The organism is Pseudomonas sp. SJZ080 (assembly GCF_007828295.1).
GTDB classification, from domain to species: Bacteria; Pseudomonadota; Gammaproteobacteria; order Pseudomonadales; family Pseudomonadaceae; genus Aquipseudomonas; species Aquipseudomonas migulae_A.
In genome coordinates, this window is sequence record NZ_VIUK01000014.1 from 1 (window position 1) to 11,788 (window position 11,788).

The window sequence follows — 11,788 nt, forward strand, 5'->3', positions numbered from 1 at the left end:
GTGCTTCAAGCACCGCGGACTCACAGCTTGCCATCCACCCCTCTCACCCCAGAGCTTATTCCTAGATCTAGACACAAGCGGGCTTGCTCGCGATGAACGATGACGCGGTCAACCTGCCCTGCACAAAAAACCCGGCACACACTGGCCGGGTTCTGTTCAGCGCCTGTCATCGGACAGCGGCGTGGGTTCATCCGGCGGAGGCACGTCCTCCTCCGCGCCGGGCTCCATCCAGTCTTCAGGCCGATCAGGCTCTGCGCCGTCCGGGTCCCGTGCAGGGTCCATGCCGGGTGGAGCATCGTGATCCATTGAGTTAGCCATGACGCACCTCATTGATGAGGTCCAGTAAATCCGGGCCGTACTCGTTGGAAGCAGGCGCGCGAATCGCGTGCTATCGAACAGACAAATGGTTAACCGCGATCAGCGAGAAACCGGTCCCGGCTGTTGCTCAGGTGTAACCACATGGCCGCCCGCGCCGCATCCGCATCCTGACGCTTGATGGCATTGAGAATTGCCTCGTGCTCAAGGTTGGCGAGGTGCCCCAGCTTGCTCAAATCCGCCGCGCCGCGCTCGGCGGCATTGACCCGGGTCCGGGGAATCATGGCGCTGCCCAGGTGCTGCATGATTTCGGTGAAGCAGACGTTGCCAGTCGCTTCCGCGATCAGCAGGTGAAAACGCTTGTCGGCTTCGACGCAGCTGTCGTTGTTGGCGAGCAGGCTTTGATAGTTGTCCAGCGCTTCGCGCATCTGCGCCAGTTGCTGATCCGTGCGTCGCATGGCCGCCAACGCGGCGGCCTGGGTTTCGAGGCCCATGCGCAATTCCAGAATGCTGCGCACCCCCAGCGCGGTGTCGACATTCAGTCGCAGCCCCTGCTCCGGCGCGCGCTCGATAACGAACGTGCCGATGCCGTGCCGGGTTTCCACCAATCCGGACGCCTGCAATTTCGAGATCGCCTCGCGCACCACGGTGCGACTGACGCCGTGCTCCTGAACAATCGTGTTCTCCGAGGGCAGCTTGTCCCCCGGCAACATCTGGCCGAGCAGGATGCTCTGGGTCAGTTTGGCGACCAGGTCGTGGGCCAGGTTGTGGGTGCGCTTGCGGGCAGGCGCGTCGAGGTCTTCTTGCATGGCGGTCATCCGGAAGCAGGCTAAGCGGATCGTAGCACTGCCGCTGAGCAGAATCTCAATAAAACAGCCTCAAACTTGTATGACAACACTCAACAAAACAGGTATTCAAGGTAAGAAGCCAACACACAAACATTTCTCAAAATGAGCACAAACCACCAAAAAATCCATATTTTACTGGCTAAATCCTCTTGCAGGATGAAAATTCGCAGTTGTATGATGTCTATCAACAAAGCAGCATCAGCAACACCCCGCATAAAAATAATCAGTGGGAGAAAACCAAGTGAATACATCCATCTCCGGGATGCACGACGGCGCCGATCCGGTCCTGAAGTCCGCCATCTCGAAAGTGAAACGCCACGTCCTACCGCTGTTCGTCATCATGTTCATCGTCAACTACATCGACCGCGTGAACATCGGCTTCGTCCGCGCCCACATGGAACATGACCTGGGCATCGGCGCTGCCGCCTACGGCCTCGGTGCCGGTCTGTTCTTCATCGGTTACGCGCTGTTTGAAGTCCCCTCCAACATCCTCCTGCAAAAAGTCGGCGCGCGAATCTGGCTGACCCGCATCATGCTGACCTGGGGTCTGGTGGCCGCCTGCATGGCGTTCATCCAGAACGAAACCCATTTCTACATCCTGCGATTCCTGCTGGGCGTGGCTGAAGCCGGGTTCTTCCCGGGGGTGATTTACTACTTCTCTCGCTGGTTGCCTGGCGTTGAACGCGGCAAGGCCATTGCGATTTTCCTCAGCGGTTCGGCCATTGCCTCACTGATCTCCGGCCCGTTGTCCGGGTTGCTCTTGCAAATCAGCGGGTTCGGCATGCACGGCTGGCAATGGATGTACTTCATCGAAGGCATGTTCTCGGTCGGGTTGTGCGTGTTCGTCTGGTTCTGGCTGGACTCCAAGCCCCATGACGCCAAATGGCTGAGCCGCGAAGAACAAGACGCACTGGTCAAAGCCATCGACGACGAACAACTGGCCCGCGAAGCCGCGACGCCGATCAAACCGTCGCTGGGCAAGCTGCTCAAGGATCGCCAGATCATCCTGTTCTGCCTGATCTATTTCTTCATTCAGCTGACCATCTACGCCGCGACCTTCTGGCTGCCGAGCATCATCAAGAAGATGGGCGACCTCAGCGACATTCAGGTCGGGTTGTTCAACTCGATTCCGTGGCTGCTGTCGATCGTCGGCATGTACGCCTTCGCTTCGCTGTCGGCGAAATGGAAACACCAGCAAGCTTGGGTCGCCGCTGCCCTGCTGATCGCGGCGGCGGGGATGTTCATGTCCACCACCGGCGGGCCGATCTTTGCCTTCGTGGCGATCTGCTTCGCAGCACTGGGTTTCAAATCCGCTTCGTCGCTGTTCTGGCCGATTCCCCAGGCGTACCTCGATGCACGAATCGCCGCGGGCGTGATCGCGCTGATCAACTCGGTGGGCAACCTCGGCGGCTTCGTCGCGCCGACCACCTTTGGTTTGCTCGAAGAGCACACCGGTTCGATTCAGGGCGGACTGTATGGCCTGGCCGCCACGTCGATCATTGCCGCGATCATCGTCTTCGCCGCCCGTAATACCCCGAAAACTGCACCGGCCGTTGCGCTGGGCAAACCAACGCCTGAACACGCCTGAGCTCCGGTCTACAAGGATAAGAATATGAACGCACAAGACACCGCAAAAGCCCCGATCATCACCAGCATGCAGGTCGTTCCGGTGGCCGGTCACGACGGCATGCTGCTCAATCTCAGCGGCGCGCACGGTCCGTTTTTTACCCGCAACATCGTGATCCTCAAGGACAACGCCGGGCGCACCGGCGTCGGCGAAGTACCCGGCGGCGAGCGTATTCGCCAGACGCTGGAAGATGCGCGCAGCCTGGTGGTCGGCAGCCCGATCGGTACGTACCAGAAGATCCTCAATCAAGTGCGCCAGACCTTCGCTGACCGCGATGCCGGCGGCCGCGGTTTGCAGACGTTCGACCTGCGCATCACCATCCATGCCGTTACCGGCCTGGAAGCGGCGTTGCTCGACTTGCTCGGTCAGCATCTGGACGTGCCGGTCGCCGCCCTGCTCGGCGAAGGCCAGCAGCGCGATGAAGTGAAGATGCTCGGTTATCTGTTTTATGTCGGTGACCGCAATCAGACTGACCTGGCCTATCGCAGCGAACCGGACGCCGACAACGACTGGTTCCGCGTGCGTCACGAGAAGGCCATGACCGCCGACGCCGTGGTGCGTCTGGCGGAAGCTGCCCACGCCCGTTACGGCTTCAAGGATTTCAAACTCAAGGGCGGCGTGCTCAGTGGTGATGAAGAAATCGAAGCGGTGACCGCACTGGCCGAACGCTTCCCGGATGCGCGCATCACCCTCGATCCGAATGGCGCCTGGTCGCTGAAAGAAGCGATTCGTTTGTGCCGGGACCAGCATCATGTTCTGGCCTACGCCGAAGACCCCTGCGGTGCGGAAAACGGTTACTCGGGCCGCGAAGTCATGGCTGAGTTCCGCCGCGCCACGGGCCTGAAAACCGCTACCAATATGATCGCCACCGATTGGCGGGAAATGGGCCACGCGATCCAGTTGCAATCGGTGGACATCCCGCTGGCCGACCCGCACTTCTGGACCCTGCAGGGTTCGGTGCGCGTGGCGCAGATGTGCCACGAATGGGGCCTGACCTGGGGCTCGCACTCCAACAACCACTTCGACATTTCCCTGGCGATGTTCACCCACGTCGCAGCCGCCGCACCGGGCGACATCACCGCCATCGACACCCACTGGATCTGGCAGGACGGCCAGCGCCTGACCAAAGCCCCGCTGCAAATCGTCGACGGTTGCGTACAAGTGCCGAAGAAGCCGGGGCTCGGCGTCGAGCTGGACGTGGATCAACTGGCCAAGGCCCATGAGCTGTACAAAGGCATGGGGCTGGGCGCGCGGGACGACAGCGTGGCGATGCAGTTTCTGATTCCGGGCTGGACGTTTGATAACAAGCGCCCATGCCTGGTGCGCTAACACCACACACCTGTAGGAGCCGGCTTGCTGGCGATCCAGGCGACGCGGTCTGTCAAACGGACCGCTGCGTCTGGATCGCCAGCAAGCCGGCTCCTACAAGGGTAAGCGGTGTTCATGCGCCGTTTGCAGCAGCCACCCCTTGAACGCGGCCATCGCCGACGTTTCGGGTCGCGACTGCAAGCGGGTCAGCCAATAGCTGCCGGTGGTGATGCCGATGGCGAACGGTTGCTCTATGGCACCCGCTGCCAGTTGTCGGGCGAACATCAGCGGTGGTGCCAAAGCCACGCCCATTCCTTGCAGCGCGGCCTCCATCATCGCCAGCGAGGAATCGAAGACGATGCTCCGGGGCGGCGCGGCATAGGCAGGAAGGCCGGTGGCCTGAAACCATTCGGGCCACTCATCGGTGCGGTAGGAACGCAGCAACGTCTGCTGCAGCAGATCGGCCGATGTGTGCAGTTGCCGGGCAATCTCGGGAACGCACAACACCGACAACGGCGCCTCGATCAAGCGCACCGCTTCAATCCCGTGCCACGCCCCCGCTCCAAAGCGAATGGCGTAATCCAGCCCTTCAGCCGCCACGTCCACCCGATTGTTGTGGGTCGACAGGCGCAAATCTATGAACGGATGTTTCGCCCGGAAGTCGGCCAAGCGCGGCAACAACCAACCCACCGCAAACGTTCCCACCGCGCCCACCGACAGCACTTCGCGAAAATGCCCGCCCTCGAAACGCTCGAGGGTTTCGGCGATGCGGTCGAAGGACTCGCGCAGCACCGGCAACAACGTCTCCCCTTCACTGGTCAGCATCAAGCCGCGAGGCAAGCGTTTGAACAGCGTGACGTTGAGCTGGGCTTCCAGGCTTTTGACCTGATGGCTCACCGCAGCCTGCGTGACGCACAATTCAACCGCCGCCCGTGTGAAACTCAGGTGGCGTGCAGAAGCCTCGAAGGCGCGCAGTGCGTTAAGCGGTAATTGCGGGCGGATCATGCCAACTCCCTAATTTTTCTAATGGCTCAGCCGAAAATTTGTCGTTTGTCGAGCACCAGCAGAATGACTAGATTTGACACGCCTATCGGCGGCCCGATTTATAAACCGCTCGGAGTGTAGCGGGTTTAATCATCAAATCTTATGGACAGCGGCTCAATCATGCATAACTTAAAACTCGGCAAGGTCTTATCCTGCAGCGCTTTCGGACTGCTCCTGGGTGCAGGCTACTGCGTTGCCGGAAGTCAGACTGACGCGCAGATCGAAGCGGTAGTGAAAGCTGCGGTTGTCCCGGTCATGCAGCAACAGAACATTCCCGGCGTGGCCATCGCGATCACGGTGGATGGCCAGCCGCATTACTTTAACTACGGCGTGGCCTCGAAGAAAACCGGAACGGCTGTCACCGAAGACACCCTGTTCGAGATCGGCTCGGTGAGCAAAACCTATACCGCCACCCTCGCCGCCTACGCCCAGGCCAGCGGAAAACTGTCCCTGTCCGACACGGCCAGCCACATCCTGCCTGAGTTGCGGGGCAGCGCATTCGATCGCGTCAGCGTGCTGCAACTGGGCACGTACACCGCCGGTGGCCTGCCGCTGCAATTCCCGAGCGATGCCGATGCGCCGGACAAAATGCTCGGCTATTTCAAACAGTGGAAACCGGTCTACGCCGCCGGTAGCCATCGGCAGTATTCGAACCCGAGCCTGGGGTTGTTCGGTTATCTCGCGGCCCACAGCATGGGCCAGCCATTTGATGCACTGATGGAAAAAACCGTGCTGCCGAAACTCGGGTTGCAGCACACTTTCCTGAAGGTACCGCCCACCCAAATGGCGCTTTACGCTCAGGGTTACACCAAGGATGACAAGCCTGTGAGGGTTGAGCCGGGGGCATTGGATTCAGAGGCGTATGGCGTAAAAACCAGCGCCTCGGATCTGCTTCGCTACGTCGAAGCGAACATGAAGCCGTCGGGCCTTGAAGCGCCGATGCAGCAAGCCATCGCCGTGACGCATACCGGCTACTACACGGTTGGCGACATGACCCAAGGCCTGGGCTGGGAGCGCTACACCTACCCGATCAGCCTCGACAAACTGCTCGCCGGCAACTCATCGCAAATGGCGATGGAGGCGCATAAAGTCCAATGGCTGAACCCGCCGCAACCTCAACCGGCCAATGTGCTGTTCAATAAAACAGGCTCAACCGGTGGCTTCGGTGCTTACGTGGCGTATGTACCGTCGAAGGGTATCGGCATCGTAATCCTGGCCAATAAAAACTACCCGAACCCGGAGCGGATCAAGATCGCGCACTCGATTCTGAGCGCGTTGGCTCAATAGCCTGGAACCGCACCTCTGTAGCAGGGGCTCACTCCTTCAGGGGGTAAGCGGTGTAAACAAAAATGGGCGACCTGTTGAGGTCGCCCATTTTCGTTAGCGCGTGTCCATCGCTGTGTTCAATCGTCAGGCATTTCCGGTGGCTTGGCGGGCTTCGCCGGCTTGCCCGGTTTCGTTCCCTTCGCGCCCTTGACCGGTTCGGCTTCAGTGACCGGCGGCGGCGTGGGCACCGTGGCTTCTTTCTCGGCCGGCGGTAACTCGTCGACGGTTTTGAAAATCGTCTTCAGATCAACCGCATCCGATTGCTCGAGTTTCTTTTCGCCGTCCTTGCCGACCAGAATCACCTTGGTCTTCGCCCCGGCTCCCAACTTGAGCGAACGGATCAGCGCCGCCGTGTCTTGTGGTCCCAGGTCTTTGCCTTCGCGCTGGCCCATCAGGTTGAGCACGGTGTACAGGACCAGGTTCCGATCGGTGAACTCTTTGCGATTGGCCGGCTCATCCAGCGACTTTTTCAGGCTGACCCACGTCGGATCGACCGTGCTCGGAGCAATGACAATCAGCGGCCGGGACCTGCCCTTGTCCATGTCCAGCGGTGAGTCGCCATCGGCGGCGAGCAAGGGGCCGGCAATCGCCAGCAGGGTTGTCAGGGTCAATGACCTGATGAGCATGCGCATCTCCTTTTGATATCCACGCTCTAATGATTGCGCATCGCGGCGATCGTTCCGGGTGACGCACCGCAATTGTGTCTCGCCTTGACCCAAGCTTAGGTCAGGGCGGTCATTGCGCAACAGGCTGGACTAATCTCATGGTTCATAAACAAACCACCTGATCCGCCGTGAGGATTTCTCGATGAGCGCTCAGTTGAACCACACCATCGTCTGGTGTCGCGACAAGCAGACATCGGCCAACTACCTGACAGAACTCCTCGGCCTGCCCGCCCCCGAGCCCTTCGGGCCGATGCTGATTGTCAGGTTCGACAACGGCGTGTCGCTGGATTACTACGACAATGACCCGCCGATAGCCTCCCAGCACTATGCGTTCCTGATCGGCGACGACGATTTCGATGCGGCCTTCGCGCGCCTGCAAGCCAGAAAACAACCGTGGTGGGCTGATCCGGGTAAGCAGCGCCCCGAAGAAATCAATGACTATGGGGGAGGAAGGCGTGTGTATTTCGATGACCCGGACGGGCATCTGCTGGAGATTTTCACCCGTGAATGACTGAGGCCAGAGGCAACCATCAGAACGCCAGTTTGTAGCCGATCAGCACCAGCATCGTGGCCAGGCAAGGGCGCAACACTTCATCGGAGATACGGCCCGTCAGGTGACTGCCCAGGTAAATCCCCGGCAACGAACCGACCAGCAAGTAGCCCAGCACATGCCAATCCATGTTGCCCATGCTCGCGTGGCCAAGACCGGCGACCAGGGTCAGCGGCACGGCGTGGGCGATTTCCGTGCCGACCAGACGACGGGTCGGCAGCAGCGGATAGAGGATGAACAACGCCACGGTGCCCAGGGCGCCTGCGCCAATGGAGGTCAGGGCGACCATGGTGCCAAGGATCAGGCCGGTGATCACAGTCAGCACATTCAAGCGCTGGCCGCTTGGGTTGTACTCGCCGCCCGCTCGTTTGTGGGCAAAGTCGAGCAAGCGTTTCTTGAAGAAAATCGCCAGTGCCGTGGCAAACAGCACAAAACCCAGTGCCTGTTTGATGACGGCGTTCATCGCATCCGGGGAGGTTTGCAAACTGCTCAGGAACCACAGCGTCAGCGCCACCGCCGGCACACTGCCGAGGGTCAGCCAACCGGTAATCGCCCAGTCGATGTTCTTGTTCTTGCGATGCACCAGCACGCCGCTGGATTTGGTAATCGCCGCGTACAGAAGATCCGTACCCACCGCCGTGGCCGGATTGATGCCGAACCACAGCAGGATCGGCGTCATCAACGAGCCGCCGCCCACGCCAGTCATGCCGACAATGAACCCCACCACCAAACCTGCCACAACCAAACCGAAGTTAACGAAATCCATTAACACGCCCACTGAAAACGCATGAAAAAACTGGCCAGCAGCATAGCGATTTTTCTTATAACTACTTATATCGATAGGGTCTATCGTTATTCCTTCTGCCCACACGCGGACCGTGTAGGAACCGAGTTTGCTCGGCTCCTACAGAGGACTCACTGCACAGGCAGGAAATTGAGAAACAGCAGACTCTGCGCGTAATTCAGGCCGATCCGCCGGTAGCGCTCGTCCAGCATCTGGGTCAGCAGGTCCAGGCGCGCGACGATCTTGCCGAACTCCACGGCGAAACTCAGGTTGCTGCCCTCCTCCGAGATCTCGTTGGAGAACAGCAAGGGGTCGCCGTTCTTGTTCTGCCGCTGGCTGAGGATCCAGGTGGCTTTCTCGATGTTGCGCGCGGCGTTGTTGACGAAGGTCGGGTTGATCGCATCGGTCATGTAGAACTCCAGCCGATTGCCGTGAGCGGTGACCAGCATGCTGCCGATGGCATAGATAAAGGCACCGACCCGGTCGCCGAGGAATTCCGGACTCATGGCGTAACTCAGCGCCGCCAGATCTTTCTTGCCCCCCAGGGTCGGCAGCGGCTGTTGTTGCTCAATGGCCATGCGCACCTGTTTGCCTGCGGTGCGGGCGTCGAGGAAACCGGATTTCTTCAGCTCCTGCGGGTTGCGCAGGTAGAGCTTGCTCATCAGCAGGTAGAGGCTGTCGAGGTTGTCGCGCATCGCCAGGGTGGCCATGCGGTCGACGCTGGTCTGGAGGAATTCCTGGGGCCGGCCCTCGCGAAACTGGCTGACGATGTCCCGGCCTTGTTGCTGGCTGCACCCGGTCGTGAACAGCGTCGACAGGACGGCGAGCAGCAGGCAGTGGCGGCGGATGTACACAGCGATGAGGGGTAAAACTCGGGCCATGGGGGCTTGGACTTGGACATGGGCCGGCAGAGGGGATCGCCGCAGGCTGGCAAGGGATAGAGCCGTGGATTGCGAAAAAGTGCAGTGCCGGCAGTCCGTCAACCTGAGCAGTTCTTTATTCCACTCGCAAATTAGTAATACTTTATTAGTGCAACTCCATAAATATCAGCTATAAATCCTTCCTTGTTCGCCACACAAAGCGACAATTAGTATGACTACTTTGCAAAAAACAACAAAAAAAGGAAGGTAAACCATGCTTCAATCCCGACAACCCTATTACGTCCTCGGACTGTCCCTGATGATCGCCACACTCACCGCCCAGGCCGCCGGCCTGTCCAGCGAACACAAAGCGTTCGGCAAAACCAGCGACGGCACGCCCGTCGAGCAATACGTGTTGCGTAACAGCCACGGCATGCAAGCTACCGTGATCACTTACGGTGCGACGCTGCAATCGCTTGAAGTGCCGGACAAGAACGGCAAGGTGGCGGACGTAGTGCTCGGCTTCGATGACGTGCAGGGCTATCAGAGCGGCACGGCCTACTTCGGCGCGACCATCGGACGTTTCGGCAATCGCCTCGCCAATGGCGCCTTCGAACTCGACGGCAAGCGCTATCAGGTGCCGCAAAATGACCACTCGAATTCACTGCACGGTGGCCCGCAAGGCTTTGATAAACACGTGTGGAAAGCCGAGCCGGCCAAAAGCAAGGACTCGGTGGGCGTGACCCTGACCTACCTGTCGGCGGACGGCGAAATGGGCTTTCCCGGCAACCTGAAAACCGAGGTCACCTACAGCCTCAACGAGAACAACGAGCTGCGCATCGAGTACAAGGCCTCCACCGATAAGCCCACGGTGCTGAACCTGACCAACCACAGCTATTTCAACCTGGCGGGCGCCGGTAACGGTGACGTGTTGCAACAGATCGCGACCTTGCACGCCAGCCACTACACACCGGTCAACGGCAAGTTGATACCGACCGGCGAACTGGCACCAGTCGCCGGCACACCTATGGACTTCACCCGACCCACCGCCATCGGTAAACACATCAAGGCCGATCATCCACAGCTGAAATTCGCCGAGCCGAAACAGGGCGGTTTTGACTTCAACTGGGTACTGGATGCCAAGGGCGATCCGCGCAAGCTCGCCGCCGATGTCAGCGACCCGCAGTCCGGGCGCCGCTTGCAACTCTACACCACCGAACCCGGCGTGCAGTTCTATACCAGCAACTTCCTCGACGGCACGGTCAAGGGCAAGGCCGGCAAAACTTATACGCATTGGAGCGCGTTCACCCTGGAAACCCAGCACTACCCGGATGCGCCAAACCAGCCAGACTTCCCGTCCACACGCCTGGATCCGGGCAAGACGTATACCCAGAGCACCGTGCTGAAATTCTCCGCTCAGTAACCCCTGTCACCTGTAGCAACTGCCGGCCCGCGAGGCTGCGTTCGAGGACTAAGTCCGCGATAAATCCAGCGCTTGCGAGGACTGCGCCAGCGCACGCGGTCTCGCGAGCCCGGCAGTAGCGACACGTGCGGGGAACCCATGGGCTATTCTGCTGCCAACCGAAGTATCGACCGAATGACATTAAGGAGATTTTCATGCGGACCCTCGAACTGGCCGGTGTCGACGTACCCGTCATTGGCCAGGGCACCTGGCGCATGGGTGAAGATCGCGCCCGACAAGCTGAAGAAGTCGCCGCGCTGCGCCTGGGCATCGAACTGGGCATGACCCTGATCGACACCGCCGAGATGTATGGCGAAGGGGGCGCCGAGGAGGTGGTGGGCGAAGCGATTGCCGGCCTGCGCGACAAGGTGTTTCTCGTCAGCAAGGTCTATCCGCATAACGCCAGCCGCAAAGGCATCCCCCAGGCCTGCGAGCGCAGCCTGCGCCGCTTGAACACCGACTACATCGACGTGTACCTGTTGCACTGGCGCGGCCAGTATCCGCTTGAAGAAACCGTCGACGCCTTCGAACGCTTGCGCGCAGACGGCAAGATCGGCCGTTGGGGTGTGTCCAATTTCGATGTGGATGACCTGGAGGAACTGGCCTCCCCGGCGTGCGCCACCAATCAAGTGCTCTATAACCTTGAAGAACGCGGCATAGAATTTGATTTACTGCCCTGGAGCCAACAGCATCGGCAGCCATTGATGGCGTACTGTCCCATCGGCCAGGGCGGGGCGTTGCTGGCCCACCCGACACTCAACCGGGTGGCCACCCGTCACGGCGTGACACCGGCGCAGGTAGCGCTGGCATGGATTCTGCGACAGGATGGTGTTATCGCCATTCCCAAAGCGGTTCGGCCTGAACACGTGCATCTGAATGCACAAGCCGCGCAATTACGGCTTGAGGCCGGGGATCTGGAGGCGCTGGACCAAGCGTTTCGCGCGCCACAACGCAAACAGCGACTGGCCATGGTCTGAGCCATCGCGGTTTTGTCAGAGG

General features: G+C 60.0%; 12 protein-coding genes. 6 read left to right on the top strand and 6 right to left on the bottom strand.

What is annotated here, in order from left to right:
• Window positions 1–156: 156 nt before the first annotated feature.
• On the bottom strand, window positions 157–318 hold the full coding sequence (locus FBY04_RS32390) for a hypothetical protein (protein WP_178118293.1): 162 nt from the start codon (window positions 316–318) through the stop codon (window positions 157–159).
• A gap of 89 nt (window positions 319–407) precedes the next feature.
• On the bottom strand, window positions 408–1,124 hold the full coding sequence (locus tag FBY04_RS18590; RefSeq protein ID WP_084319743.1) for a FadR/GntR family transcriptional regulator: 717 nt from the start codon (window positions 1,122–1,124) through the stop codon (window positions 408–410).
• Between the two features lie 280 nt (window positions 1,125–1,404).
• Here FBY04_RS18590 and FBY04_RS18595 point away from each other — a divergent pair, with 280 nt between their 5' ends.
• Both FBY04_RS18595 and gudD read left to right on the top strand, forming a co-directional pair.
• Complete coding sequence (locus tag FBY04_RS18595; protein WP_145316099.1) at window positions 1,405–2,751, top strand: MFS transporter; 1,347 nt, start codon at window positions 1,405–1,407, stop codon at window positions 2,749–2,751.
• Between the two features lie 24 nt (window positions 2,752–2,775).
• The gene (gene gudD / locus FBY04_RS18600; protein WP_145316122.1) at window positions 2,776–4,119 is read left to right on the top strand and encodes a glucarate dehydratase; all 1,344 of its coding nucleotides are present in this window, start codon (window positions 2,776–2,778) and stop codon (window positions 4,117–4,119) included.
• Between the two features lie 93 nt (window positions 4,120–4,212).
• Here the strand turns inward: gudD and FBY04_RS18605 are convergent, their stop codons facing one another.
• On the bottom strand, window positions 4,213–5,103 hold the full coding sequence (locus FBY04_RS18605) for a LysR family transcriptional regulator (RefSeq protein ID WP_145316134.1): 891 nt from the start codon (window positions 5,101–5,103) through the stop codon (window positions 4,213–4,215).
• A gap of 159 nt (window positions 5,104–5,262) precedes the next feature.
• Between FBY04_RS18605 and ampC the strand changes: the two genes are divergently transcribed.
• Entirely contained in the window at window positions 5,263–6,429 is a 1,167-nt protein-coding gene (gene ampC / locus FBY04_RS18610; RefSeq protein WP_256667060.1) for a class C beta-lactamase, read from the top strand.
• A gap of 116 nt (window positions 6,430–6,545) precedes the next feature.
• Here ampC and FBY04_RS18615 read toward each other — a convergent pair whose 3' ends face one another.
• Window positions 6,546–7,094 (bottom strand): DUF4174 domain-containing protein, encoded by a 549-nt coding sequence (locus FBY04_RS18615; protein WP_084323703.1) that lies wholly within the window; start codon window positions 7,092–7,094, stop codon window positions 6,546–6,548.
• Window positions 7,095–7,275: 181 nt separating this feature from the next.
• Between FBY04_RS18615 and FBY04_RS18620 the strand changes: the two genes are divergently transcribed.
• Window positions 7,276–7,644 (top strand): VOC family protein, encoded by a 369-nt coding sequence (locus FBY04_RS18620; protein WP_145316138.1) that lies wholly within the window; start codon window positions 7,276–7,278, stop codon window positions 7,642–7,644.
• Window positions 7,645–7,663: 19 nt separating this feature from the next.
• On the opposite strand, the gene FBY04_RS18625 is transcribed toward FBY04_RS18620, so the two are convergent.
• Together FBY04_RS18625 and FBY04_RS18630 are read right to left on the bottom strand one after the other, a co-directional pair.
• Window positions 7,664–8,449, bottom strand: a complete 786-nt coding sequence (locus tag FBY04_RS18625; RefSeq protein ID WP_084323701.1) for a sulfite exporter TauE/SafE family protein — start codon at window positions 8,447–8,449, stop codon at window positions 7,664–7,666.
• A 149-nt stretch (window positions 8,450–8,598) separates the two neighbouring features.
• A complete protein-coding gene (locus FBY04_RS18630; protein ID WP_084323700.1) occupies window positions 8,599–9,348 on the bottom strand; it encodes a hypothetical protein in 750 nt (249 codons plus the stop codon).
• A 253-nt stretch (window positions 9,349–9,601) separates the two neighbouring features.
• Here FBY04_RS18630 and FBY04_RS18635 point away from each other — a divergent pair, with 253 nt between their 5' ends.
• Together FBY04_RS18635 and FBY04_RS18640 are read left to right on the top strand one after the other, a co-directional pair.
• Window positions 9,602–10,750, top strand: coding sequence for an aldose epimerase family protein (locus tag FBY04_RS18635; RefSeq protein WP_145316140.1), 1,149 nt, complete (start codon window positions 9,602–9,604; stop codon window positions 10,748–10,750).
• Between the two features lie 194 nt (window positions 10,751–10,944).
• Window positions 10,945–11,766, top strand: a complete 822-nt coding sequence (locus tag FBY04_RS18640; protein ID WP_145316141.1) for an aldo/keto reductase — start codon at window positions 10,945–10,947, stop codon at window positions 11,764–11,766.
• Window positions 11,767–11,788 lie beyond the last annotated feature (22 nt).

What these genes read in the sequence shown, in the direction of transcription:
- FBY04_RS18605 (WP_145316134.1), bottom strand. Translation starts at nt 5,103, where the DNA reads ATGATCCGCCCGCAATTACCGCTTAACGCACTGCGCGCCTTCGAGGCT.
- FBY04_RS18635 (WP_145316140.1), top strand. Translation starts at nt 9,602, where the DNA reads ATGCTTCAATCCCGACAACCCTATTACGTCCTCGGACTGTCCCTGATG.
- FBY04_RS18590 (WP_084319743.1), bottom strand. Translation starts at nt 1,124, where the DNA reads ATGCAAGAAGACCTCGACGCGCCTGCCCGCAAGCGCACCCACAACCTG.
- FBY04_RS18620 (WP_145316138.1), top strand. Translation starts at nt 7,276, where the DNA reads ATGAGCGCTCAGTTGAACCACACCATCGTCTGGTGTCGCGACAAGCAG.
- ampC (WP_256667060.1), top strand. Translation starts at nt 5,263, where the DNA reads ATGCATAACTTAAAACTCGGCAAGGTCTTATCCTGCAGCGCTTTCGGA.
- FBY04_RS18625 (WP_084323701.1), bottom strand. Translation starts at nt 8,449, where the DNA reads ATGGATTTCGTTAACTTCGGTTTGGTTGTGGCAGGTTTGGTGGTGGGG.
- gudD (WP_145316122.1), top strand. Translation starts at nt 2,776, where the DNA reads ATGAACGCACAAGACACCGCAAAAGCCCCGATCATCACCAGCATGCAG.
- FBY04_RS32390 (WP_178118293.1), bottom strand. Translation starts at nt 318, where the DNA reads ATGGCTAACTCAATGGATCACGATGCTCCACCCGGCATGGACCCTGCA.
- FBY04_RS18630 (WP_084323700.1), bottom strand. Translation starts at nt 9,348, where the DNA reads ATGGCCCGAGTTTTACCCCTCATCGCTGTGTACATCCGCCGCCACTGC.
- FBY04_RS18615 (WP_084323703.1), bottom strand. Translation starts at nt 7,094, where the DNA reads ATGCTCATCAGGTCATTGACCCTGACAACCCTGCTGGCGATTGCCGGC.
- FBY04_RS18640 (WP_145316141.1), top strand. Translation starts at nt 10,945, where the DNA reads ATGCGGACCCTCGAACTGGCCGGTGTCGACGTACCCGTCATTGGCCAG.